Source organism: Paraburkholderia kirstenboschensis (assembly GCF_032806925.1).
In the GTDB taxonomy this organism is placed as follows: domain Bacteria; phylum Pseudomonadota; class Gammaproteobacteria; order Burkholderiales; family Burkholderiaceae; genus Paraburkholderia; species Paraburkholderia kirstenboschensis.
Genome location: NZ_CP136513.1, coordinates 3,771,123 through 3,794,560 on the forward strand (window position 1 = coordinate 3,771,123; position 23,438 = coordinate 3,794,560).

A 23,438-nucleotide genomic window follows, 5' to 3' on the forward strand; every position below is an offset into this window, starting at 1 on the left:
TCCGCCGCGAATCAGTTCTCTTCTTCGAGCCAGCAGGTGCCGTGCTGCGCGAGCATCGCGCTCGCGGCGGCAGGGCCCCATGTGCCCGCAGCATAAGGCTTCGGCGGTTTGTTCGAAGCCTTCCATTCGTTCAGAATCGGTTCGACCCAGCGCCACGCGGCTTCCTGTTCGTCGCGCCGCACGAAGAGTGCGAGACGGCCGTTGATCACGTCGAGCAGCAGGCGTTGGTACGCTTCCATCTGCCCTTCGCGGAAGAACTGGTCGAACGCGAGATCCAGGTGGACGCTTGCGAGATTCATGCCTTCGCCGGGCTGCTTCGCGAGACAGTACAGACGAATGGTTTCGTTCGGCTGCAAGCGGATCACCAGACGATTGGCGCCGGCGCGCAACGCCGAAACACCCAACGCCGAATGCGGCACCGCGCGAAAATTCACGACGATTTCCGCGACGCGGTCCGCAAGCCGTTTGCCCGTGCGCAGGAAAAACGGCACGCCGGCCCAACGCCAGTTTTCTATCTCGACTTTCAACGCGACGAAGGTTTCGGTCGTGCTGTTCGGCTTCACGCCCGGTTCCGTCGCATATGCGGGGACCGCGGTGCCGCGAATTCCGCCGGCATGATACTGACCGCGCACCGCGACCTTGCCGATGTTCAGCGGATCGATTGGCTTCAACGCGCGCAGTACGCGTAGCTTTTCGTCGCGCACCGAGTCGGAATCCATTGAATGCGGCGGTTCCATTGCGACGATCGAAAGCAGTTGCAGCAAATGGTTTTGCACCATGTCGCGCAGCGCGCCGGTATTGTCGTAGAAATCGCCGCGCGCCTCGACACCGAGCTCTTCTGCAATTGTGATCTGAATGCTTTCCACCCACTCGCGGCGCCACAGTGGCTCGAACAGTGCATTGCCGAAGCGCAGCGCCAGCAGGTTCTGCACGGGTTCTTTGCCGAGGTAGTGGTCGATACGGTAGATCTGTTCTTCAGCGAAGATTTCGCCGACCGCGTCGTTGATCGCATTCGACGACTTGAGGTCGTAGCCGAGCGGCTTTTCCAGCACGATGCGCGCGTTTTCGTTAAGGCCCACGGACGCGAGCGCGCGGCAGATCGGCACGAACAGCGACGGGCCAGTAGCCAGATAAAACACACGGATGCCGGGCAGGTCTTTCACCGCATCGCGCAACAGCGCGAAGTCTTCCGGATTGCCCAGGTCGATTTTCACGAACTCGATGCGTTCGAGAAAGCTCGACCATGCCGCTTCGTCGACACCGTTCTTCGACACATGCGGCTTGACGTGCTCGTTTACCCATTGGATGTACTCGCCTCGATCCGCGGCATGGCGCGCCACCGCGACGATCTTGCCGCTATCGGCCAGCATGCCGCCCGCACGGTGCGCTTCAAACAGTGCGGGGAGAATCTTGCGCATCGACAGATCGCCGGTTCCGCCGAAGAGAACGAAGGTGAAGCTTGAATCGGTTTCCATGAGTCTCCGTCGATGTCCTGGGGCCGCCGCGCTGACCGTTCACTGCTCGTGAAAAGGGCGACCGTAGTCCGATAAAATATTTTTTGACACTGAATTGTAGTTTAACTACAATCCAAATCAAGAGGTAGCGCTAATTCGATGAAAAAAGCGTGCGCTGTCAGGTCAGTTGCGCGTTTTCGCGAATCGGCAGGCGTCCCCTGCATGTTAACGGACATTGCGTGCCGGCATAGGCCAGCCTGTCCCGGCAGCCGTTACGGAAAGCCGGGGGAGCGCGGGGCCGGCAAGCAGATTGCCTCGGTTGACGTGCAAGGCACCTCGAGTCTGCCGCGCGAAGCGGGCAGGCAAAAATCAAAAGAGGAGACAGTCAGTTGCATCCCGAACCACTCATCTCTTGAGCTTCCAGCGGCCGGACATCGGTCCGCCGGCACATGCCTCGCGCATGCGCCCGACCGTGCTCGATCGCCCAGTGTTTTGCCTGTTTGAACCAACCACAGCACCCTGGCGACATCAGGGGCCATTTGTTTTTTTGTTCAGGTGTCTGGAGGAGATAAGCAATGAAATTTCGCGCGATCATGGGCGCTTTGTGCGCCGCAGGTCTGATGTGTGGCGTCTCGGCCGCGCAGGCTGCCGAGTCGGTCGAAGTGTTGCACTGGTGGACCTCGGGCGGCGAATCGAAAGCCGTCGGCGTCCTCAAGGACGACATGACGAAGCAGGGTTACACGTGGAAGGACTTTGCGGTTGCGGGTGGCGCGGGCGCGGCTGCCATGACGGCACTCAAGACGCAGGTGATCTCGGGCAATGCGCCGAGCGCCGCGCAGATCAAAGGCCCGCTGATTCAGGACTGGGCTTCGCAAGGCGTGCTGGTGCCGATCGACTCCGTCGCCGGCGACTGGAAGAAGAATCTGCCGCCGGAAATCGACAAGATCATGCACGCGGACGGTCACTACGTCGCGGCGCCGTTCTCGGTGCATCGCGTGAACTGGCTGTACATCAACAAGGCGGCGCTCGACAAGGCAGGCGGCAAGGTGCCGACCACGTGGCCTGAATTCTTCGCGGTGGCCGACAAGATGAAGGCCGCAGGCATCCAGCCGATCGCGATGGGCGGCCAGCCGTGGCAAGACCTGACGCTCTGGGAAGACGTCGTTCTGTCGCAAGGCGCGGACTTCTACAAGAAGGCGCTGGTCGACCTCGACGAAAAGACGCTGACTTCGGACAAGATGGTCGGCGTGTTCGACACCGTCCGCAAGATCCAGGGTTACTTCGACGCGGGCCGCACGGGCCGTGACTGGAACCTGGCTACGGCAATGGTCATCAACGGCAAGGCCGGCATGCAGTTCATGGGCGACTGGGCGAAGGGCGAATTTGCCAACGCCGGCAAGAAGTCGGGCTCGGACTACGTGTGCGCCGCGGTGCCGGGCACGGAAAAGGCTTACACGTTCAACGTGGACTCGTTCGTGTTCTTCCAGCAGAAAGGCCAGAAGGCAGCAACGCCGGGCCAACTGGCGCTCGCAAAGACCATCATGTCGCCGGAATTCCAGGAACAGTTCAGCCTGAACAAGGGTTCGATTCCGGTTCGTCTGGGCGTGTCGATGGCCAAGTTCGACGACTGCGCGAAGAAGTCGTACGCGGATGAACAGGTTGCGATCAAGTCGGGCGGCTATGTGCCGTCGCTCGCACACGGCATGGCTCAACCGGATGCAGCAGCCGGCGCGATCTCCGACGTGGTCACGAAGTTCATGAACTCGCAGCAGGATTCGAAGAGCGCGGTTGCAGCGCTCGCGAAGGCAGCGAAGACCAAGTAAGTGAAGTAGCGAAGCGGCGCGTCCGGGATCGGACGCGCCGCTTCGCGCCGCTGAGGGTGTTGGATCGCGTCGCGCGATGTGCGCTTTGCCCGACGCACGCCCCGATGCAAGCGGCTTCACCCTGGGTTTCATAGAGTCACACCTATGCCGTTGCGGCTTCGCGTTTGTCACGTTCTCACGTTGTCGGTTGGTCGTGTGCGTCGACGTGAGTGGCCGGGCGGTACGGTTTCAGCAGGAGTCGAGTAGTGACTGCTTCTATCAGCGGAAACGGGAAAACGGCTAACGCCGCCCGCCGCGTGTCGCCCATGGCGGCCCTTGCCGATCGCTGGATTCCGAAGCTGGTGCTCGCACCCAGCGTCGTGATCAGCCTGGTATTTGTCTATGGTTTCATCGCCATCACGGGCTATCTGTCGCTGTCCAATTCGCGACTGATGCCTCGTTATGAATTTGTCGGTCTCGACCGTTATCGCGAACTGTTCGATAACGACGTGTTCTGGACGTCGGCGGCTAACCTCGGCTGGTTCGGCATCCCGTTCATCGGTATCTGTATCGGCCTCGGTCTCTTTCTTGCCATCCTGCTCGATCAGCAGATCCGCAATGAAGGCGCGCTGCGCGCCGTGTTCCTTTATCCGATGGCGCTGTCGTTCATCGTGACCGGCACGGCGTGGCAATGGATCATGACGCCGAGCATCGGCCTCGAAAAGGTGTTCCACGACTGGGGCTGGACGAGCTTTTCGTTCAGTTGGCTCGGCGATCCGGACAAGGCGATTTTTTGTGTCGTGATCGCGGCGGTGTGGCAATCCACCGGCTTCGTCATGGCGCTCTTCCTTGCGGGTCTGCGCGGTGTCGACGGTGAAATCTTCAAGGCCGCGCAGATGGACGGCGCGAACCTGCCCACCATCTACCGCAAGATTGTGATTCCGAGCATGCGTCCGGTGTTTTTCTCCGTGCTGCTGATTCTCTGCCATATCACGATCAAGACGTTCGACCTGGTCGTCGCTTTGACGGCGGGCGGTCCTGGCACGTCGTCGTCGCTGCCGGCTATTTTCATGTACACGTTTTCGTTCAATCGCGGGCAGCTCGGCGTCGGTGCGGCATCGTCGATGATGATGCTCGCAACCGTCGTGGCCGTGCTCGTGCCGCTCATGTATCTGGAATCGAGGAGCACCCGCAATGCAGCCTAAGATGACGATCAGCCGTGCCGTCATTTACGCGGCTCTGGTCCTGTTTGCTTTGTACTTCCTGTTTCCGCTGTACGTGATGCTGTCGACGTCGTTCAAGGACATCGACCAGTTGCGCACCGGCAACCTGCTTACGCCGCCTTCGCACTGGACCGTCGATCCCTGGATCAAGGCATGGAGCGGTGCGTGTACTGGCGTGCGTTGCGACGGCATGCAGCCGTTCTTCATGAACTCGGTGCGCATGGTGATTCCGGCCGTGCTGATCTCGTCGATTATCGGCGCGTTCAACGGTTATGTGCTCACGCACTGGCGTTTTCGCGGCGCCGATCCGATCTTCACGTTGCTGCTGGTCGGCTGCTTCATTCCGTTCCAGGCAATCCTTTTGCCGATGGCGCGTTTCGAAGGCTTTCTCGGCCTCTCGAACACCACGACCGGTCTGGTGGTCGTCCACGTGATCTACGGTATCGCGTTCACTACCATGTTCTTCCGCAACTTCTACGTCAGCATTCCGGCTGAACTCGTGAAGGCGGCGCGTATCGACGGCGCGGGTTTCTTCACGATCTTCACGAAGATTCTGCTGCCCGTGTCGCTGCCCATTTTCATGGTGTGCCTGATCTGGCAATTCACGCAGATCTGGAATGACTTCCTGTTCGGGATTGTGTTCTCCGGCGTGGACTCCATGCCGATCACGGTGGCGCTGAACAACCTCGTGAACACCTCGACCGGCGTGAAGGAATACAACGTGGACATGGCCGGCGCGATCATCGCCGCGTTGCCGACCTTGCTGGTCTACATCGTCGCCGGACGCTATTTCGTGCGCGGCCTGACAGCAGGCGCGGTGAAGGGCTGAACCCAGGCTAGACCAACCGAGCGCGGCGGCCGCTTCGTGCATGAAAGCACCAGGCACCGCCGTCACCGACAAGACGTTTTCAAGCAGTACCAGAGACAAGAGGATTCACAGCATGGCAAGCCTTTCCATCCGTGACGTGTACAAGACTTACCCGAACGGGGTGCCGGTTCTGAAGGGTGTCAACATCGACATCGAAGACGGCCAGTTCCTGATTCTCGTCGGCGGCTCGGGCTGCGGTAAGTCGACGCTGCTCAACATGATCGCCGGTCTCGAAACCGTGACCAAGGGCGAGATTCAGATCGACGGCAAGACCGTGAACAACCTGTCGCCGAAAGATCGCGACATCGCGATGGTGTTCCAGTCATACGCGCTCTATCCGTCGATGACGGTGCGCGAGAACATCTCGTTCGGCCTGAACATTCGCAAGGTGCCGAAGCAGGAACAGGCGCAGATCGTCGATCGCGTGTCGAACACGCTGCAGATCACGCACCTGTTGGACCGCAAGCCCGGCCAGTTGTCCGGCGGCCAGCGTCAGCGCGTGGCAATGGGCCGTGCTCTCGCGCGCGACCCGGTGATGTTCCTGTTCGACGAACCGCTGTCGAACCTCGACGCCAAGCTGCGTATCGAAATGCGCTCGGAAATCAAGCTGCTGCATCAGCGCCTCGGCACGACGATCGTCTACGTGACGCACGATCAGATCGAAGCAATGACGCTCGGCGATCGTATCGCGGTGATGAAGGACGGCATCGTGCAGCAGTTCGGCGCCCCGCAGGAAATTTACGACTCGCCGTCGAACCTGTTCGTGGCGGGCTTTATCGGCGCGCCGCCGATGAACTTCATCCAGGGCAAGCTCGTCGAGCAGGGCGCGGGCGTCGGCATCGAACTGGATACCGGCGTCACTCGCACGGCGCTGAATTTGCCGTTCGATTCGGCGAAGGTCAAGTCGCACGTCGGCCGTGAAGTGATCCTCGGCTTGCGCCCGGAGCGCATCACCGATGCGCGCGGCGCGCACGGCGACCACGCCCGGCTGCAACAGATCGAAGTGAAGGTCGATGTGATCGAGCCGACCGGCCCGGACACGCTCGTGTTCGCGCAAGTCAACGGCAAGCGCGTGGTGAGCCGCGTGCACCCGGCTTCGAACCCGCAGCCGTTGACGAACACGACGCTGCTGTTCGATACGTCGAAGGCGGTGTTGTTCGATCCGTCGAATGAAGAGCGGATCGCCTGAGCCGGATCTGACCGCTGCTGTTGGTCCGAATGAAGAAAAGCCCCTTGTGTCGCGAGACGCAAGGGGCTTTTTGCTGAAGCGCGTCAAGCGTCCGGTATGCGCAGATCCGGGTTGTTGCGCACGAGCTCCGTCACCCATTCGGTGAATGCGCGCAGCCGCGAGCTCAGATTGCGGCGATGCGCGTAAAGGATCGACAGCGGTGTGCTGGGACTCGTGTAGTCGGTGAGGATTTCCTTGAGCACGCCGCGCTCGATGAGATGCGCGACCATGAAGCGCGACGGCTGAATGATGCCGTGGCCGAGCGCGCCCGCGCGAATGTAGACCGAGCCGTCGTTCACCGCGAGCACGCTTTTCATCGCGACCTTTGCGATCTCGCCGTTCACTTCGTATTCGAACGGAAACGTCTTGCCGGTTCGCGCCGATACATAGTTGACCGCGCGGTGTCCACTCAACTCATCGAGCGTGGTGGGCGTGCCGTATTTCTCCAGATACGCCGGCGACGCGCACGTGACGATCCGCGCCTGGCCGATACGCCGCGCGACGAGACTCGACTCTTCCGGCGTGCCCATGCGGATCACGCAGTCCACCGCGTCCTGGATCAGGTCGATGTTGCGGTCGGCGAGACCGAGCCGCACGTCGATTTCCGGGTAGCGCTGGTAGAAATCGTCGAGCGCGGGCAACAGCAGCGCGCGGGCGAGCGTGCCGGACGTATCGACGCGAATCGTGCCCACCGGATTCTCGCGCTTGTTCGACAGCGACGACTCGGCGTCGGCGACCTCGGCCAGAATGCGCACACAGCGGTCGTAAAAGAGCGCGCCGTCTTCGGTAACGCTGACCTGGCGCGTCGAGCGGTTCAACAGCCGTACGCCGACGTGTTCTTCCAGCGCCTGAATCGTCCGGCTGACTTTGGCGCGCGGCAGGTCGAGCGATTCGGATACTTTGGTGAAGCTGTTGGCCTCCACCACACGCGTAAATATCTCCATCGCTTCGAAACGGTCCATGTTTGGCCTTGTGAGTGATTGGCGGAAATAGGTTCGACGTGAAGTGTATAGGCTCGAATTAATGTTGTCCGCATCGGGTGGCGCTCGGCCCTGCTTTATCCCGCTCAGTCCCGGTCGGGCGCGCCGAGCGGGAATAGCGGCCGATACGGCCGCGCTTCGTCGACCGCGCGTGCGAATGACGGACGCGCCAGGAGCCGCTCGCGATAAGCGCGCACACGCGCAAACGCCGGATCGATCGCGTGCGTCCAGTCGGCGTAGAAGAGAAACGGTGCGGCGCCGCAATCGGCGAGGCTGAAGGTGTCGCCCACGGCCCATTCGCGCCCGGCCATCGTCTTGTCGAGCCACGCGTATGCGGTGTCGAGCATCGCACGGGCTTCGCGGACACCGTGCGCGTCGCGCTCCGCTGCGGGGCGCAGGCTGTCGGCGACGATTCTTTGCTGCGGCGTCGAAATATAGTTGTCGAAGAATCGATCCATGCTGCGCACCTCGAGCGCCGCGCGCGGGTCGGCCGGTAAAAGCGGCACCGGTCCGGGATGATACAAGCCAAGATATTCGATGATGATGCTCGCCTCCGTCACCGTCCGGTCGCCGTCGACCAGCACTGGAAAGCGCTTGATGGGCCACAGCGTCGCGAATTCGGCCATGATCCGCGGATCGTCGTGTGCGAGCAGGCGAAACTCGAATGGCGTGCCGTTCTCGTAGAGCGCCGTGAGGGCCTTCTGACAATATGAGGAGAAGGGGTGGGCGTATAGCTTCAGACTCATCGTGATCACCTTGATTGGTGGGGGCGGGTGTAGCGGCCCCGCAGGGCTGCAGGGCCGCAGGGCCGGCTAACTGACGACGAACGAGTGCGCTGCAAATCGACAAGTCAAGCCGCCAGTCCGCGCGAGCGGTCCGCCCCGACGTCAAAGCCCGCTAATGCGGCAACCGTACGTTGAACCTGAACGTCGCAAGCCGCGCGAGCAGAATGAAGGCGGTGGCGATCAGCACGCTATACACGGTGTCGAAATTCACGTAGTCCAGCAGCACATACAGCCAGCAGCCGACAAAAGCGCAGGTCGCGTACGGCCGAGAGTCGCGCAGGATCAACGGCACCTCGTTGCACAGCACGTCGCGGATCACGCCGCCGAACACGCCCGTTGCCACGCCCATCATCACGGACGTGAACCACGGCATCTGCGCGTCGTGCGCGATCGAGGTTCCCGCGATACTGAAGAGGCCAAGGCCGATCGCGTCGGCCACCAGCAGCACGCGCTCGGACAGCAGGCGCGAGGTGGCTTTCAGCAATGTGGGCGCGAACAGCGACATCGCGAAGATCGCGATCAGATATTCCTGATGCTCGACCCAATAGAACGGACGGCGCTCGAGTAGCACGTCGCGCAGCGTGCCGCCTCCGAAGGCCGTGGCGATTGCGACGAGAAAGGTGCCCACGGCGTCGAGCCGGCGCGTCTTGGCCTCGATGAAACCGGAAATGGCGTACGCGAAAATCGCTAGCGCCTCCATGAAAGTCAGCGCGAGCGTCAGCCTGGGATGGATCACCGTGGCTCCGCCGAAGCTCTCGTATGAGCCGGCGTTGCGCCCGGCTGCAGCAGCACGACGACAGCGCCCGCGCCGCCGTCATGCGGACGTGCCTGGCAAAACGCGATCACCTCGCTCTTCTGCACGAGCCATGCGCGCACCTTGCCCTTGAGCACGGGTTCCTTGCCGACGGACCCCAAACCCTTGCCGTGAATCACGCGCAGGCAGCGCAAGCCGCGCTTCACCGATTCGCGGATGAATTCAGCCAGAGCCTCGCGCGCTTCCTCGCGCCGCATGCCGTGCAGGTCGATCTGCGCCTGCACGATCCAGTCGCCGCGCCGCAGTTTTCGCACGACTTCCTGGCTCACGCCTGGGCGGCAATAGGAGAGCGTTTCGTCGGTGTCGAGCAGCACCTCGGGGTCGAACTCGTCGGAGATCGCTTCATGCAGCACGGCTTCTTCGTCGAGCCGCGTTTGCACCGGCAGCGGCGGCGGAGGATTGCGCGGCAACGATGCGCGCGGCGGCACCGCGAGCGGTGCGACTTCGCCGATCTCGCGGCGAAACAGATTGGCGTCTGCAGCCGCTTCGCGCTGTGCGGCCGCCGCGGTTGCGCGTTCGCGCTCGCGCCGCTGCGCGTCGACCTTCAACGCATCGCGCAGCGCGCCCAAGCCCGCCAGACCCGCGGCCGGCTCGATTGCCGGCTTGGCGGCGGGGGCAGCCGGTTCCGGCGCGGGTCGCGCGGCGGCGCTGGCACGCCTGGGCTCGTTCGGGTGAGGCTGGTTCTTGGGCATAGCGGTAATACACGCGGAAAATGAGTCGATCAGGAGTCGATCAAGCGGCGCCTTGCGTGGCCGTGACGCAGGTCTGAATGCAAAAGGCCGCGGGCTTGTGAGCCGCGGCCTTTTATCGAGCGAGCGGCCGGGCAAGGCCCAGCCGCTATTTTACCGTTGCGTTCGTGAAGAGCCGCGGCCGATCAACGCTCAGCTTCCTGGCTCATCGCGTGCTCGCCGGCCATCTCGTTGATGGTTTCCAGATAGCGCTGCGCGTCGAGCGCTGCCATACAGCCGGTACCTGCGCTCGTGATCGCCTGACGGTACACGTGGTCCTGCACGTCGCCGGCGGCGAACACGCCCGGCACGCTGGTAGCGGTTGCGAAGCCGTTCAGGCCGCCCTTCGTGATGATGTAGCCGTTCTTCATCTCCAGTTGGCCTTCGAAGATGTCCGTGTTCGGCTTGTGGCCGATCGCGACGAACAGGCCCTGCAACGCAATGTCGGTCGTCTCGCCGGTTTGCGTGTGCTTGATGCGCAAACCGGTCACGCCGGACTGGTCGCCGGTGACTTCGTCGAGCGTATGGTTCCACTTGATATCGACGACGCCTTCCTTTTCTTTGGCGAGCAGGCGGTCGATCAGGATCGGCTCGGCGCGGAACTTGTCGCGGCGATGAATCACCGTGACCTTCTTCGCGATGCCCGACAGGTACAGCGCTTCTTCAACGGCGGTATTGCCGCCGCCGATCACGGCCACATGTTGCTGCTTGTAGAAGAAGCCGTCGCAGGTGGCGCAGGCCGACACGCCCTTGCCCATGAACGCTTCTTCCGACGGCAGGCCGAGGTATTGCGCCGACGCGCCCGTCGAGATGATCAGCGAGTCGCACGTGTATTCCCCCGAATCGCCGATCAGACGGATCGGCTTTTCGTTCAGCTTCGCCGTGTGAATGTGGTCGAAGATGATTTCGGTGTTGAAGCGCTCAGCGTGCTCCAGGAAGCGCGCCATCAGTTCCGGGCCTTGCACGCCGTTGGCGTCGGCGGGCCAGTTCTCCACGTCGGTCGTGGTCATCAGCTGGCCGCCTTGCGCGAGACCCGTGACGAGCACCGGCGCGAGGTTGGCGCGCGCCGCGTAGACCGCTGCCGTGTAGCCGGCGGGACCGGAACCGAGAATCAGAACCTTGGCGTGTTTCGTGGAAGTTGCGGGCATGATCGAATCCTTTTACGGCGCGCTGCTCGCCCATGCGAGGCTGCGCGACTTGGCTGAAACTGTAGATGGGTATCAGTCGGGCATTATAAAGGGCGGGGCGGCGGGCTGCTCCATGAAGGTTTCCGATCGCGGCGATAGCCCATGGCGCGTGCCTGTCGCGCTGATCGCGCTTTGATTCGACGCCCGCGCGTGGCCAGTCGGCCAGGTTACCGTCATTTACAGCCTCACGCGGGGCACTGCGTTTACAATAGGCCGGATCGAAGTTTCGGGTCGCCGGTGTTGCGCCCGCAGTCGCGCCCTGCGCGGCTGCGACCCGGCACACCGGATCGGCCACACAAGCAACAGGATCAATGGCAAAAGCTCCCTATTCCGCGAGCGCGCAGGCATTGCCGCACCGCATGTCGCGTCTCTTCACTGAAATCCGCTGGATTTTGCAGGTCGCGCTCGGCGTTTTCCTGCTGATGGCGCTCGTCAGCTACAGCCGGCGCGATCCGAGCTGGACGCATGCCGCGCAGGTGGATCACATCGCCAACTGGGCAGGCCGCGTGGGCGCGTGGACCTCGGACATTCTGCTGCTGCTGTTCGGCCTCTCCGCCTACTGGTGGATCGTGCTGCTCGGCCGCCATATCTCCGCGAACTACAAGCGCATCACCCGTCACGAGGACTTGCAGGAAGACGTGCCGCGCGATGCCAGCTGGCTCGCGGACGCCTTTGCGTTCATGCTCGTGCTGCTTGCCTGCGACGGCATCGAGGCGCTGCGCATGTGGTCGCTCAAGGTGCAATTGCCGCGCGCGCCTGGCGGCGTGATCGGCGAAGCGGTCGCGCGCGGCGTGTCGCATGCGCTCGGTTTCACGGGCGGCACGCTCGCGTTGCTGATCGTGCTCGGCATCGGCCTGTCGTTGTATTTCCGGTTTTCGTGGCTGTCGGTGTCGGAGAAAGTCGGCGAGTCCATCATTTCGGCTGTGACCTTCGCGAAGCTGCGCCGCGAGGCGGGCCGCGACCGCAAACTGGGCGAAGCCGCGGCGGTGAAGCGCGAAGGCAAGGTCGAGAAGGGCCGCGTGCGCATCGAGGAGCACGAGCCCGTCGTGATCGTGCCGCCGGTCGTCACACCGGCCAAGTCGGAGCGCGTCGAGAAAGAACGGCAAGTGCCGCTCTTTACCGATCTGCCCGGCGATTCCACGCTGCCGCCTATCTCGCTGCTCGATCCGGCGCCCGCCGCGCAGGAAACCATCTCGGCGGATACGCTCGAATTCACCTCGCGTCTGATCGAGAAAAAGCTCAAGGACTTCGGCGTGGAGGTAAGCGTCGTCGCCGCGTATCCGGGTCCGGTCGTCACGCGCTATGAGATCGAACCGGCCACCGGCGTGAAGGGCAGCCAGATCGTGAATCTGGCAAAAGACCTCGCGCGTTCGCTGTCGCTCGTGTCGATCCGCGTCGTCGAAACGATTCCGGGCAAGAATTTCATGGCGCTGGAACTGCCGAATCAGCGCCGCCAGACCGTGAGCCTGTCCGAGATTCTCGGCTCGGCCGTGTATGCGGACGCCGCGTCGCCGCTCACCATGGGCCTCGGCAAGGATATCGGCGGCAAACCCGTATGCGCGGACCTCGCGAAGATGCCTCACCTGCTGGTCGCGGGCACGACCGGTTCGGGCAAGTCGGTCGGTATCAACGCAATGATCCTGTCGTTGCTCTACAAGGCGAGCGCCGACCAGGTCCGCATGATCCTGATCGATCCGAAAATGCTCGAAATGAGCGTCTACGAAGGCATTCCGCATCTGCTGTGTCCGGTCGTGACGGACATGCGCCAGGCCGGTCACGCGCTGAATTGGGCAGTCGCCGAAATGGAGCGGCGCTACAAGCTGATGAGCAAGCTCGGCGTGCGTAACCTCGCCGGCTACAACAACAAGATCGACGAAGCCGCCAAGCGCGAAGAAAAGCTGCCGAACCCTTTCAGCCTCACGCCGGACGAGCCGGAGCCGCTCACGCGCCTGCCCAACATCGTCGTCGTGATCGACGAACTTGCAGACCTGATGATGGTGGTCGGCAAGAAGGTCGAGGAACTGATCGCGCGGATCGCGCAGAAGGCGCGCGCGGCCGGCATTCATTTAATTCTCGCCACGCAGCGTCCGTCGGTCGACGTGATTACCGGGCTGATCAAGGCTAACGTGCCGACGCGGATGGCGTTCCAGGTGTCGTCCAAAATCGACTCGCGCACGATTCTCGACCAGCAGGGCGCGGAATCGCTGCTCGGCATGGGCGACATGCTCTACCTGCCGCCGGGCAGCGGCTTGCCGGTGCGCGTGCACGGCGCGTTCGTGTCGGACGAGGAAGTGCACCGCGTCGTCGACAAGCTCAAGGAGCAGGGCGAGCCGAACTATATCGAAGGCATCCTCGAAGGCGGCGTGACCGGCGAGGGCGACGAAGGCTCGGCGGGCGCCGGAGCGGGCGGCTCAGGCGATGGCGAGTCGGATCCGCTTTACGATCAGGCAGTGGACGTGGTGCTGAAAAACAAGCGCGCGTCGATTTCGCTGGTGCAGCGGCATTTGCGCATCGGCTACAACCGCGCTGCGCGTCTGCTGGAACAAATGGAAAATTCCGGCGTGGTGTCGGCGATGTCGTCGAACGGCAATCGAGAAATTCTGGCGCCGGCGCGAGAGGCGGAGTAGGCGTTATGGTGTGAGGCGAACGGCGAGTGTTTCTTTGCCGCTTGCGGGGCGTGGTTCAAGGGTTGGCTTCTGAAGCTTGCTCCCAACGGCTTCTACTGCCTGCTTGACGGTTGGCTTTGAACGTCCGCTTCAAACGTCCGCCGTGAAGATCCGCTGCGAAGATCCAGGTTCAGGGTCCGCTTCTATGCCAGGTTCTAAGGCTCGTTTAAGTCTGCCTGCCTAAGTTCGGAAGTAGGCCCGGCGCAGCAGACCGCAACGATCGAAGCCGCACCCGTTCGCCCCGAGCCTCGCACAGCAAGCCTCACGCTGTGCTCGCGGCCACCGGCAAACACCGCTCATGTCGATGCGCCGCAAACATAGCGGTCGCTAAACGAATTCAAATCAAGGGAGAAAAATCATATGCAGCTATTTGTGCAGCAGCATGCATCCAGCAGTGTCGGCCGGTTCGCCCGCGCAATCGCGCGCAGCGTCGGCACAGCGGCGATCGGCGCGTCGATGCTCGTCGCTTCGCAGGCGTTCGCGAGCGGCACCGAGCAGTTGAAGGCGTTCGTCGCGCAAGTTCACTCGGCGCGCGGCACCTTCGTGCAGCAGGAAGTGCGCGCGCCCAGCAAGGCGCAAGCGGCGAGCGGCGCAAGCGGCGTGCTGTCCACCACGGGCGGCGGCAAGAACGGTACGTCGAGCGGAACATTCACGTTCGCGCGTCCCGGCAAGTTCATCTGGCAATACGAAAAACCCTACGCGCAATTGCTGCAGGCGGACGGCGACAAGCTCTACGTGTACGACAAGGATCTGAACCAGGTGACGGTGCGAAGCCTCGGCGGCGCGCTCGGCGCGAGCCCGGCGGCAATCCTGTTCGGCAGTAACGATCTGGACAAGAACTTCACGTTGCGCGATGCGGGTGTGAAGGCCGGCATCGACTGGCTCGAACTCACGCCGAAAGCGAAAGACACGCAATTTCAGCGCGTGGGCATCGGCTTCAAAGACGGCAATCTGCAAGCAATGGAATTGCACGACGTGTTCGGCAACGTGACGTTGCTGACCTTCTCGAACATCCAGAAGAATCCGCCGCTGCCCGCCGACGCGTTCAAGTTCACCGTGCCGAAAGGCGCTGACGTGATCAACGGCTAAGCCTCCGCCGTGCATTGATATGTGCGAGGAAAGCCGCGCTGAATGCGCGGCTTTTTTATCGCCGATACGACGCGGTGCGCGCGTTACGCTTTCGCTTCGACGGCATGGGCGGCCTTCATGTCGTCGATGAACGCTTCGACGATATCCGTTCGATGCTGCCGTGTCCGCGTGACCATGTGAAACGCGACGCGATAGTGCATTAGCGCAGGGTTCAACGCGGCGAGCAGTCCTTGCTCGACGAACGGCGCCGCGAAGTGTCCGGGCAGATAGCCGAGGTGATGCCCGGACAGCACGAGCATGGCGACCGCTTCCATGTTGTCCGCGACCGCGGTGACGTTGCGCGGCGTTGTCGAACTTTCGGCTTCGGGCAACGGATAGCTGCGCCACGCCCATTCGTGCGTCGCAGCTTGCTCTGGCGACACGCCGCCGGCTGAAGCAAATAGCGGATGACCTTTCGCGCAATACGCGAACTGGTCTTCGGCAAACACTTCGGTGTATTCGAGCGACGGCACGCGATGCCAGAAATAGCCGATGCCCACCTGAATCCGGCCATTGAGCAGCAACTCTTCAAGCTCGCCGGGCGAGCGCACCAGAATTGAAAATCGCACCGACTGATCGCGCGAGCGGAACCGGCCGATTGCGTTGCTAATGCGCGCACTTGCCGATACGGGCGTGTGCCCGATCATCCCGATGTCGAGCGTGCCCACGAGCTTGCGGCCCACATTGCGCGCTTGCATGCCGAAGCTGTCGACGGCACTGAGCAGCGCGCGAGCAGCCTCGGCGAACTGTTCGCCGCGCGCGCTCAGTCGAAACCCGCCGCGGCCGCGTTCGCACAGCCGATACCCCAGGCGCGTTTCGAGTGTGGCGAGTTGCGTGCTGATGGTCGACTGCCCGACGTTGAGCGTGGCCTGGGCCGACGAGACGCCGCCCGCGTCCGCAATGGCCAGGAACACGCGGATAAGCCGCAAATCGAGGTCGGTGAGTTGGGAGAACATGCGTCAGGATACATCGCTGTGAATCGATGTAAAGGTTATTGCGCGGCTATTTTAAGTCGACGAGAAGTGCTCAAGAATGGAGATTCACCCGGCATGCAGGCGTTCCGAGTGCCTGCGGAATGCATCACCGCATCTATCGAGCCGGTTCGCAGATTTCCAACTGCTGCGTTTTCTTTCATTGCCGAGTCACGATGAATACTTCCTCTTTCATTTCTCCTGAAGCCGGTGAGCGGCCGCAGCCGCTGTCCGGCAATGCAATGCCGCGCTGCGGCGGCATTGCCACGATGATGCGGCTACCGAACGTGGGCTCGGCGGAGGGATTCGACGCATGTTTCGTCGGCGTGCCGTTCGATCTGGGCACGTCCAACCGCACTGGCGCGCGCTTCGGGCCGCGCCAGATTCGCAGCGAATCGGTGCTGCTGCGACCGTACAACATGGCAACGCGGGCGGCGCCATTCGATTCTCTGCGTGTGGCCGATCTCGGCGACGTCGCGATCAATCCGTACAACCTGCACGATTCGATCGCGCGGATCGAAACGGCTTACGACGAGATACTTCAGCACGATTGCAAGCCGGTCACGCTCGGCGGCGATCACACCATCGCGTTGCCTATTCTGCGGGCGATTCATCGCAAGCACGGCAAGGTCGGCCTGATTCACGTCGACGCGCACGCCGACGTCAACGACACGATGATGGGCGAGAAGATCGCGCACGGCACGCCGTTTCGTCGCGCGGTGGAAGAGGGGCTGCTCGACTGCGAGCGCGTCGTGCAAATCGGTCTGCGCGGCACGGGCTATGCGGCAGAAGATTTCGACTGGTGCCGCGATCAGGGCTTCGAGGTCGTGCAGGCCGAGGCATGCTGGAACCAGTCGCTTGCGCCGCTGATGGCACGCGTGCGCGAGCGCATGGGCGACGGCCCGGTCTATATCACGTTCGACATCGACGGTATCGATCCGGCCTTTGCGCCCGGCACCGGCACGCCTGAAATCGCCGGTCTGACTGTTCCCCAGGCGCTCGAAATCATTCGCGGCGCGCGCGGCTTGAATATCCTCGGATGCGATCTGGTGGAGGTGGCGCCGCCGTACGATCCGTTCGGCACGACGGCGCTGCTCGCCGCGAATCTCGCGTTCGAGTTGTTGTGCGTGCTGCCGGGCGTCGAGTACCGGACTGCGGCTCGCTGAGCTTTGTCGCCATCCGCTGCGATGCGCGGCGCGGCGGCCGCAACGAAAAAGGCCCGCAAATGCAGGCCTTTTCTTTAACGACGGTGAATTGACCCGCTCACGCGTAAGCGGTTTTGCGCGTCGACACGAACGCGAGATAGCACACCGCGCCGATCACCAGCGCGGGCAGCGTCGCACCGAGGTTCGGCAGCCATTGGTTGATCGCCTGGTAAGCGGCGATGCCGATCGCCCACGCAATGAACGCGCTCAGATGCCAGCCGCCCGAAAAACTGTAACGGCCGCGCACGTCGGCGAGCACGGCGGCTTCTATACGGCGCTTGCGCACGATGAAGTGATCGACCAGCACCACGCCGAAAAGCGGCGCGAACACCGAGCCGATCAGCAAAAGGAAGTTCTGATACTTCGCCATCGGTATAAGCAGCGCGATCAACGTGCACAGCGCACCGAATGCCGCCGACAGCATCGGCACACTGCCGCGCGCCCAGAAGGTCCCCGTCGACACCGCTGCCGAATGAATGTCGGCGAATGCGTTGTCCACTTCGTCGATCAGAACGAGCAGCAATGCGAGCCCGCCGCCGGCTTGCGCGAGCGCGCTTGTGAGCAGCGCGTCGCCGCCGCCGGCGGCCAGACCGTAGATCGCGCCCAATGCATAGAACCAGATGTTCGCAATGCCGTAGCCGAGTAGCGTGCCGCGAAACGTGTCGCCGGCGCGGCGGCCGAAGCGCGTGTAGTCCGCGATCAACGGCAGCCAGGAAAGCGGCATCGCCACCACCAGGTCGATCGCGCCGCCGAACGACATCTCGCCAGTGCCCGGGCGGCGCATCATCGCGCTCAGGTCGTGCTGCGCGAGCAGACTCCATGTGAGCCATGCCGCGCCCGCAAGCAGCAGCCAGATGCCCCACGTGCGCAGAAAGCGCCGCACGAACGACAGCGGACCGCTGATCGCGAGCAGCGTCGCCAGCAAGCCGAAGACGACGGTCCAGACGAGCGGCATCGAAAGACCGAATGCCTGCTTGGCGAGGGCATCGGCGGAATCGCGCATGACGATCACTTCGAACGAACCCCAGCCGACCAGTTGCACGGCGTTCAGCACAGCCGGCACCGACGCGCCGCGCACGCCGAGCGTCGGACGCAGCGAGGACATCGCCGCGAGCCCGGTGTCCGTGCCGATCACGCCCGCGAGCGCCAGCAGAACCACGCCGATCGCGCTGCCGATCACGATGGCCAGCAGCGCGTGCGTCAGCGACAGTCCCGGCACTAGCAGCGCGCCGGCTTGCGCGACCAGCAAGCCGATGCCGAGCGAGAACCAGAGCGCGAACGCGTCGCCGGTACGGAAGGCGCGGCGCGCGTCGGGCACCGGCGTGAGCGGCGCGTAGGTGGAACCGGCGTCGCCGGCGAGTGGATCTTGTGCCATCGGGTGTCGTCCCTGAGTCGTGTTGCTGTTTCGGTTGCTCTTGTATGCGAGTCCGCGTGCGTGTTCAAGATGCGCCGCGCTCGTCCTGGCTCGGTCACTGTCATAATGCAGGACGTTTCCCACGCCTCGCGCCTTGCGCGTGCGGGTTTTGCGTTCTCGTCCGGCAGCATGCCGCCTTCAGGCCGATCATCACACGGACCATCGCGCGGACCGCGTCCGGAAAAGCCGAGATTATCCCCAAAACGTCATGTTCGAAGAAACCCGTGCCAATGTCCCGCTCGCCGAACGCCTGCGGCCCCGCAATATCGACGAGGTGATCGGCCAGAAGCATCTGCTCGGCCCGAACAAGCCGCTACGAGTCGCATTCGAATCCGGCGAAGCGCATTCGATGATCCTCTGGGGCCCGCCCGGCGTCGGCAAGACCACGCTCGCGCGGCTCATGGCCGACGCGTTCCACGCGGAGTTCATCGCGTTGTCGGCGGTGCTGTCCGGCGTGAAGGATATTCGCGAGGCGGTCGAGACCGCGCAGATTCATCGCGCGAACGGGCATCAGACGCTAGTGTTCGTCGACGAAGTGCATCGCTTCAACAAGAGTCAGCAAGACGCGTTCTTGCCTCATGTGGAGTCGGGGCTCTTCGTATTCATCGGCGCGACCACGGAGAATCCGTCGTTCGAGGTGAACAGCGCGTTGCTGTCGCGCGCCGCGGTGTACGTGCTCAAAAGTCTCACCGAGGAAGAGTTGGGCGAGCTGCTAGAGCGCGCGCAACAGGAACTCGGCGGCCTCACGTTTAGCGACGAAGCGCGCGATGCGCTGATCGGTTCCGCCGACGGCGACGGCCGCAAGCTGCTGAACAACCTGGAAATCGTCGCGCGCGCGGCTTCGCAGCAGAAGACCACGGAGATCGACGGCCCGTTGCTCGGCAGCGCGCTCGCCGAGAATCTGCGCCGCTTCGACAAGGGTGGCGATGCGTTTTACGACCAGATCAGCGCGTTGCATAAATCGGTGCGCGGCAGCAGCCCCGACGGCGCGCTCTACTGGTTCTGCCGCATGCTCGACGGCGGCGCGGACCCGCGCTATCTGGCGCGCCGCATCGTCCGGATGGCGTGGGAGGACATCGGTCTTGCCGACCCGCGTGCCGCGCGTATCGCGCTCGACGCCGCCGAGACCTACGAGCGACTCGGCACGCCCGAGGGCGAGCTCGCGCTTGCGCAGGCGGTCATCTATCTGGCCGTCGCGCCGAAGTCGAATGCCGGCTACAACGCGTATAACGAAGCGCGCCGCTTCGTGAGCAAGGACAAGTCGCGCGGCGTGCCGGTGCATCTGCGAAACGCGCCGACGAAGCTCATGAAGGAACTCGGCTACGGCCACGAGTATCGCTACGCACACGACGAACCGGATGCATACGCAGCCGGCGAGACGTATCTGCCCGAGAACATGCGCGATCCGCATTGGTACACGCCGACGCCGCGCGGCCTCGAAGGCAAGATCGGCGACAAGATGGCGCGTCTTGCCGAACTCGACGCGCAGTGGCGCAACGAGAACAAGCCCAAGAAGAGTTGAGCCTGTCCGGTGCCGCCGGTGCGCTAAAATCCCACCTTCATACAACGAATACCGCCCCATCCCATGCTCGACATCCAGTTGCTGCGCAAAGACCTCGACGGCGTCGCGAAACGCCTCGCCGACCGCGGCTATACCCTTGACGTGGCGGCCTTCACCGCGCTCGAAGCGGAACGCCGCGACACCCAGACCCGCACCGAAGAAATGCAGGCGCGCCGCAACAGCCTGTCGAAGCAGATCGGCGCGATGAAAGGGCGGGGCGAGGACACTTCGGCCCTGATGGCGGAAGTTGGCGGCATCGGCGAAGAAATGAAGGCGTCGGCGGCGAAGCTGGACGACATTCAAAAACGTCTGTCAGATCTCCTGCTCGGCGTGCCGAATCTGCCGCATGAGAGCGTGCCGGCAGGACGCGACGAAACGGACAACGTCGAGGTGCGTCGTTGGGGCACGCCGCGTCAGTTCGATTTCGAAGTGAAGGATCACGTGGATGTGGGCACGCCGCTCGGCCTCGATTTCGAGACCGGCGCCAAGCTGTCGGGCGCGCGCTTTACGATGCTGCGCGGGCAGATTGCGCGGCTGCATCGCGCGCTCGCGCAGTTCATGATCGACACGCATACGCAGCAGCATGGTTATACGGAGATTTACACGCCGTATATCGTGAATCCGGAAATTCTGTACGGCACCGGCCAACTGCCGAAGTTCGCGGACGACATGTTCCGCGTCGAGAAGGGCGGCGGCGAAAACACGGTCACGCAGTATCTGATCTCCACATCGGAAATTTCGCTGACGAACACGGTGCGTGACAGCATCGTCGAAGCCGGCGCGTTGCCGATCAAGCTGACCGCGCATTCGCCGTGCTTTCGCTCGGAAGCGGGTTCGTATGGACGCGACACGCGCGGCATGATCCGTCAGCATCAGTTCGACAAGGTTGAAATGGTGCAAGTCGTGACGCCGGAAACGTCGTATGACGCGTTGGAACAGATGGTCGGCCACGCCGAGACGATTCTGCAAAAGCTCGAATTGCCGTACCGCGTGATCACGCTGTGCACGGGTGACATGGGCTTCTCGGCGACGAAGACTTACGACCTCGAAGTCTGGCTGCCGGCGCAGAACACCTATCGCGAAATTTCGAGTTGTTCGAACACGGAGTCGTTCCAGGCTCGCCGGATGCAGGCGCGCTACCGGAACGCGCAAGGCAAGCCGGAACTCGTACATACGCTGAACGGTTCGGGTCTTGCGGTGGGTCGCACGCTCGTGGCCGTGCTCGAGAACTTCCAGAACGCCGATGGATCCGTGACGGTGCCGGCGGCACTGCGGCCGTACCTTGGCGGCGTCGAGCGGCTGGAAGTCCCGGCGGCCTGATTCGCTTTGGGCGGACGCAACAGCGTGGTTTGATCGCCGGGTTTCGTCAAAATTTTTTTGGCGAGGTACTTGGAAATCCAAATCAGCTGTTCTATAATCTTTCTCTCCCAAGCAGCGACCCGCTTGGATCTGACAGAACCGCCTCGTTGTGGCAAGTCGGAAAACACGGAAAGGTGGCAGAGTGGTCGAATGCGCCGGACTCGAAATCCGGTGTACCTTTAGGGGTACCGTGAGTTCGAATCTCACCCTTTCCGCCAAATTCAGAAAACAGGCCCTTCGGGGCCTGTTTTCGTTTCTATATCGCAAGTGCTGAGCTTGCTGCTGAAACCAAGTGCGGTCTTCACCATTAGTACGGACGCCAAGCTAGCGATCCCGAGATTCGCTGCAGCGATTAATGGGCTCTGTATGTGGATCATGGCCGCGAAAAAACATATCACCGAGTTGTACGGCGTTCAGTTATCGCCGCGAGTAATGGTGCGTCCGAAAGCATCGGTCAGCGTCGCCACTGAAAAGGAAAAAACGGACGTGCTGCGCTCCGCACGCAGGGTCATCTCGGAGCACCGCGAGGTCCTGATAGCGCTCAAGGATCGGTGAGTGCTCGACCTCGACTACGTCGTCACCGTTCACGATGAAATTCGCGCCGAGCTAGGAGGCCTGGCGGGTTATGCCGCAGGCGGGCGAGGCGGAGTAGAGGCGGCTCCACAGCGCATCGAGAATCACGCACACTACAATGGTCTCGACGACGTGTTCGGCATCGCCGCCATGTACGCTGTGCAATTGCCAAAGGCCACGTGTTCAACGACGCAAACAAACGCACTGGACTTACCTGCTGCTTGACCTATCTCGAACGTGAAGGCTTTGAAATTCCTCGGACGCCAGACCTCGAGGAAGCCATGGTTGCGATCGCAGACGACACTATCGACTACGAGATTTTCGCTTCGTATCTGAGTTCCATATGGAGTTTGTCGAACCGTTGTTCCCCGCAACTGGAAGAATAGCGCTGCTATTGTGCTCGTTGAGCCAGCCGCATGGGGCGAATTCTTCAGCCATCTTTGAGTGCTTCAATGCGCTCTGCTAATTTGCTCTGCTCGCACGCCATACGATTGTCTTCGCACGACGAGTTCTCCACCTCCCCGCTTTACCCGGCCTCCACGCCGATCCTCTGTACAATTGGCCGTTCGATTGAATATCGACCTCCCTTCGAACCCATCGACCGAATACATGGCCATTACCTACAAGACTCCTGACGACATTGCCAAGCTGCGTATCTCGGGCCGCCTCGCGGCCGACGTGCTGGCCATGATCGGCGAGCACGTGAAGGCCGGTGTCTCCACCGACGAGTTGGACGCACTGTGCAACGACTACATCGTCAACACGCAAAAGTCGACTCCGGCCAACGTCGGTTATCTGGGTTTTCCAAAGACGGTGTGCACATCGGTCAATCAGGTGGTTTGCCACGGCATTCCGAACCGCAGCGAAGTACTGAAAGACGGCGACATCATCAATATCGACGTGGCGATCATCAAAGACGGCTACTTCGGTGACACGAGCCGCATGTATTGCGTCGGCCAGCCGAGCACGGTGGCGCGTCAACTGGTCGACACGACCTATGAGGCGATGCTCGCGGGCATCCGCGAAGTGAAGCCGGGGGCTACGCTTGGCGATGTTGGCCACGCGATCCAGAAGGTCGCGCAGCGCGACGGCTTTTCGATCGTGCGCGACTATTGTGGCCACGGCATCGGCAAGGTTTATCACGAAGACCCGCAGGTTTTGCATTACGGCCAGCCGGGGCAAGGCGTGCGTCTGAAGCCGGGCATGGTTTTCACGATCGAGCCGATGATCAACGCGGGCCGCGCCGGCACCACGGTATTGCGCGACGGCTGGACGGTGGTCACGAAAGACCGCTCGCTGTCGGCGCAGTGGGAACACATGATCGCCGTCACCGAAGACGGCTACGAACTCCTCACGCCCTGGCCGGACGGCACCGGCAGCTACGCAGCACCGTGAGGCAAACACGCTTCGCATGATGTAGACGCGCACGGCGCCGGGCGCGCGACATGCTCTGGGTTCCCTGCCGCTTTGCGTGAACCAGCTTGCGCGATAA

The 23,438-nt window shown here is 62.5% G+C and carries 21 protein-coding genes and 1 tRNA gene; 14 read left to right on the top strand and 8 right to left on the bottom strand.

The genetic code is table 11. The features are described 5' to 3' along the window. Positions 1 to 11: 11 nt before the first annotated feature. Positions 12 to 1,475, bottom strand: coding sequence for a glucose-6-phosphate dehydrogenase (gene zwf, locus RW095_RS39575; protein ID WP_317021029.1), 1,464 nt, complete (start codon positions 1,473 to 1,475; stop codon positions 12 to 14). A 554-nt stretch (positions 1,476 to 2,029) separates the two neighbouring features. On the opposite strand from zwf, the gene RW095_RS39580 reads away from it, so the two are divergent. From RW095_RS39580 to RW095_RS39595, 4 genes are all read left to right on the top strand, one after another. Further along, the gene (locus RW095_RS39580; protein WP_317021030.1) at positions 2,030 to 3,277 is read left to right on the top strand and encodes an ABC transporter substrate-binding protein; all 1,248 of its coding nucleotides are present in this window, start codon (positions 2,030 to 2,032) and stop codon (positions 3,275 to 3,277) included. Between the two features lie 245 nt (positions 3,278 to 3,522). Next, entirely contained in the window at positions 3,523 to 4,461 is a 939-nt protein-coding gene (locus RW095_RS39585) for a carbohydrate ABC transporter permease (RefSeq protein ID WP_317021031.1), read from the top strand. Continuing rightward, positions 4,451 to 5,308, top strand: coding sequence for a carbohydrate ABC transporter permease (locus tag RW095_RS39590; RefSeq protein WP_128589433.1), 858 nt, complete (start codon positions 4,451 to 4,453; stop codon positions 5,306 to 5,308). Before RW095_RS39585 ends, RW095_RS39590 begins: the two co-directional genes overlap by 11 nt. A 112-nt stretch (positions 5,309 to 5,420) precedes the next feature. Further along, positions 5,421 to 6,536, top strand: coding sequence for an ABC transporter ATP-binding protein (locus RW095_RS39595; RefSeq protein WP_020065197.1), 1,116 nt, complete (start codon positions 5,421 to 5,423; stop codon positions 6,534 to 6,536). 83 nt (positions 6,537 to 6,619) lie between these two features. On the opposite strand, the gene RW095_RS39600 is transcribed toward RW095_RS39595, so the two are convergent. The 5 genes from RW095_RS39600 to trxB all read right to left on the bottom strand — a co-directional run bounded on the left by RW095_RS39600 (position 6,620) and on the right by trxB (position 11,030). Next, complete coding sequence (locus RW095_RS39600) at positions 6,620 to 7,537, bottom strand: LysR family transcriptional regulator (protein WP_128589435.1); 918 nt, start codon at positions 7,535 to 7,537, stop codon at positions 6,620 to 6,622. A 104-nt stretch (positions 7,538 to 7,641) separates the two neighbouring features. Continuing rightward, entirely contained in the window at positions 7,642 to 8,301 is a 660-nt protein-coding gene (locus RW095_RS39605) for a glutathione S-transferase family protein (RefSeq protein ID WP_317021032.1), read from the bottom strand. A gap of 151 nt (positions 8,302 to 8,452) precedes the next feature. Next, on the bottom strand, positions 8,453 to 9,073 hold the full coding sequence (locus RW095_RS39610) for a trimeric intracellular cation channel family protein (protein ID WP_128594499.1): 621 nt from the start codon (positions 9,071 to 9,073) through the stop codon (positions 8,453 to 8,455). After that, positions 9,073 to 9,846 carry a Smr/MutS family protein gene (locus RW095_RS39615; RefSeq protein WP_317021033.1) on the bottom strand — a complete coding sequence of 258 codons (774 nt, stop codon included), beginning with the start codon at positions 9,844 to 9,846 and terminating at the stop codon, positions 9,073 to 9,075. The genes RW095_RS39610 and RW095_RS39615 overlap by 1 nt, the downstream gene beginning before the upstream one ends. Positions 9,847 to 10,028: 182 nt before the next feature. Beyond that, on the bottom strand, positions 10,029 to 11,030 hold the full coding sequence (gene trxB, locus RW095_RS39620; RefSeq protein ID WP_317021034.1) for a thioredoxin-disulfide reductase: 1,002 nt from the start codon (positions 11,028 to 11,030) through the stop codon (positions 10,029 to 10,031). Between trxB and RW095_RS39625 the strand changes: the two genes are divergently transcribed. From RW095_RS39625 to lolA, 3 genes are all read left to right on the top strand, one after another. Further along, entirely contained in the window at positions 11,029 to 11,205 is a 177-nt protein-coding gene (locus RW095_RS39625; protein ID WP_317021035.1) for a hypothetical protein, read from the top strand. The two genes, trxB and RW095_RS39625, sit on opposite strands and share 2 nt — an antisense overlap. A 175-nt stretch (positions 11,206 to 11,380) precedes the next feature. After that, a complete protein-coding gene (locus tag RW095_RS39630; RefSeq protein ID WP_317021036.1) occupies positions 11,381 to 13,696 on the top strand; it encodes a DNA translocase FtsK in 2,316 nt (771 codons plus the stop codon). Between the two features lie 399 nt (positions 13,697 to 14,095). Continuing rightward, positions 14,096 to 14,824 carry an outer membrane lipoprotein chaperone LolA gene (gene lolA / locus RW095_RS39635; protein WP_317021037.1) on the top strand — a complete coding sequence of 243 codons (729 nt, stop codon included), beginning with the start codon at positions 14,096 to 14,098 and terminating at the stop codon, positions 14,822 to 14,824. Between the two features lie 83 nt (positions 14,825 to 14,907). Here lolA and RW095_RS39640 read toward each other — a convergent pair whose 3' ends face one another. After that, positions 14,908 to 15,819 carry a LysR family transcriptional regulator gene (locus RW095_RS39640; RefSeq protein WP_317021038.1) on the bottom strand — a complete coding sequence of 304 codons (912 nt, stop codon included), beginning with the start codon at positions 15,817 to 15,819 and terminating at the stop codon, positions 14,908 to 14,910. Positions 15,820 to 16,010: 191 nt separating this feature from the next. Between RW095_RS39640 and speB the strand changes: the two genes are divergently transcribed. Further along, on the top strand, positions 16,011 to 17,000 hold the full coding sequence (speB, locus tag RW095_RS39645; protein ID WP_317021039.1) for an agmatinase: 990 nt from the start codon (positions 16,011 to 16,013) through the stop codon (positions 16,998 to 17,000). Between the two features lie 97 nt (positions 17,001 to 17,097). Here speB and cytX read toward each other — a convergent pair whose 3' ends face one another. Continuing rightward, the gene (gene cytX, locus RW095_RS39650; protein WP_317021040.1) at positions 17,098 to 18,414 is read right to left on the bottom strand and encodes a putative hydroxymethylpyrimidine transporter CytX; all 1,317 of its coding nucleotides are present in this window, start codon (positions 18,412 to 18,414) and stop codon (positions 17,098 to 17,100) included. Positions 18,415 to 18,661: 247 nt separating this feature from the next. On the opposite strand from cytX, the gene RW095_RS39655 reads away from it, so the two are divergent. From RW095_RS39655 to map, 6 genes are all read left to right on the top strand, one after another. Continuing rightward, entirely contained in the window at positions 18,662 to 19,975 is a 1,314-nt protein-coding gene (locus tag RW095_RS39655) for a replication-associated recombination protein A (RefSeq protein WP_317021041.1), read from the top strand. A gap of 63 nt (positions 19,976 to 20,038) precedes the next feature. Continuing rightward, entirely contained in the window at positions 20,039 to 21,334 is a 1,296-nt protein-coding gene (gene serS / locus RW095_RS39660; protein WP_317021042.1) for a serine--tRNA ligase, read from the top strand. Between the two features lie 167 nt (positions 21,335 to 21,501). Next, positions 21,502 to 21,591, top strand: a tRNA-Ser gene (locus tag RW095_RS39665). Between the two features lie 58 nt (positions 21,592 to 21,649). Beyond that, entirely contained in the window at positions 21,650 to 21,928 is a 279-nt protein-coding gene (locus RW095_RS39670) for a hypothetical protein (protein WP_317021043.1), read from the top strand. Next, positions 21,929 to 22,171 (top strand): hypothetical protein, encoded by a 243-nt coding sequence (locus RW095_RS39675; RefSeq protein WP_317021044.1) that lies wholly within the window; start codon positions 21,929 to 21,931, stop codon positions 22,169 to 22,171. A gap of 384 nt (positions 22,172 to 22,555) precedes the next feature. Next, positions 22,556 to 23,341 carry a type I methionyl aminopeptidase gene (gene map, locus RW095_RS39680; protein WP_317021045.1) on the top strand — a complete coding sequence of 262 codons (786 nt, stop codon included), beginning with the start codon at positions 22,556 to 22,558 and terminating at the stop codon, positions 23,339 to 23,341. The last annotated feature ends 97 nt before the right edge of the window (positions 23,342 to 23,438 follow it).

Excerpts from the sequence above, each read along its gene's own strand:
- zwf (WP_317021029.1), bottom strand. The coding sequence starts at position 1,475 with ATGGAAACCGATTCAAGCTTCACCTTCGTTCTCTTCGGCGGAACCGGC.
- RW095_RS39580 (WP_317021030.1), top strand. The coding sequence starts at position 2,030 with ATGAAATTTCGCGCGATCATGGGCGCTTTGTGCGCCGCAGGTCTGATG.
- RW095_RS39590 (WP_128589433.1), top strand. The coding sequence starts at position 4,451 with ATGCAGCCTAAGATGACGATCAGCCGTGCCGTCATTTACGCGGCTCTG.
- RW095_RS39595 (WP_020065197.1), top strand. The coding sequence starts at position 5,421 with ATGGCAAGCCTTTCCATCCGTGACGTGTACAAGACTTACCCGAACGGG.
- RW095_RS39600 (WP_128589435.1), bottom strand. The coding sequence starts at position 7,537 with ATGGACCGTTTCGAAGCGATGGAGATATTTACGCGTGTGGTGGAGGCC.
- RW095_RS39605 (WP_317021032.1), bottom strand. The coding sequence starts at position 8,301 with ATGAGTCTGAAGCTATACGCCCACCCCTTCTCCTCATATTGTCAGAAG.
- RW095_RS39615 (WP_317021033.1), bottom strand. The coding sequence starts at position 9,846 with ATGCCCAAGAACCAGCCTCACCCGAACGAGCCCAGGCGTGCCAGCGCC.
- RW095_RS39625 (WP_317021035.1), top strand. The coding sequence starts at position 11,029 with ATGATCGAATCCTTTTACGGCGCGCTGCTCGCCCATGCGAGGCTGCGC.
- trxB (WP_317021034.1), bottom strand. The coding sequence starts at position 11,030 with ATGCCCGCAACTTCCACGAAACACGCCAAGGTTCTGATTCTCGGTTCC.
- RW095_RS39630 (WP_317021036.1), top strand. The coding sequence starts at position 11,381 with ATGGCAAAAGCTCCCTATTCCGCGAGCGCGCAGGCATTGCCGCACCGC.
- lolA (WP_317021037.1), top strand. The coding sequence starts at position 14,096 with ATGCAGCTATTTGTGCAGCAGCATGCATCCAGCAGTGTCGGCCGGTTC.
- RW095_RS39640 (WP_317021038.1), bottom strand. The coding sequence starts at position 15,819 with ATGTTCTCCCAACTCACCGACCTCGATTTGCGGCTTATCCGCGTGTTC.
- speB (WP_317021039.1), top strand. The coding sequence starts at position 16,011 with ATGAATACTTCCTCTTTCATTTCTCCTGAAGCCGGTGAGCGGCCGCAG.
- cytX (WP_317021040.1), bottom strand. The coding sequence starts at position 18,414 with ATGGCACAAGATCCACTCGCCGGCGACGCCGGTTCCACCTACGCGCCG.
- RW095_RS39655 (WP_317021041.1), top strand. The coding sequence starts at position 18,662 with ATGTTCGAAGAAACCCGTGCCAATGTCCCGCTCGCCGAACGCCTGCGG.
- serS (WP_317021042.1), top strand. The coding sequence starts at position 20,039 with ATGCTCGACATCCAGTTGCTGCGCAAAGACCTCGACGGCGTCGCGAAA.
- map (WP_317021045.1), top strand. The coding sequence starts at position 22,556 with ATGGCCATTACCTACAAGACTCCTGACGACATTGCCAAGCTGCGTATC.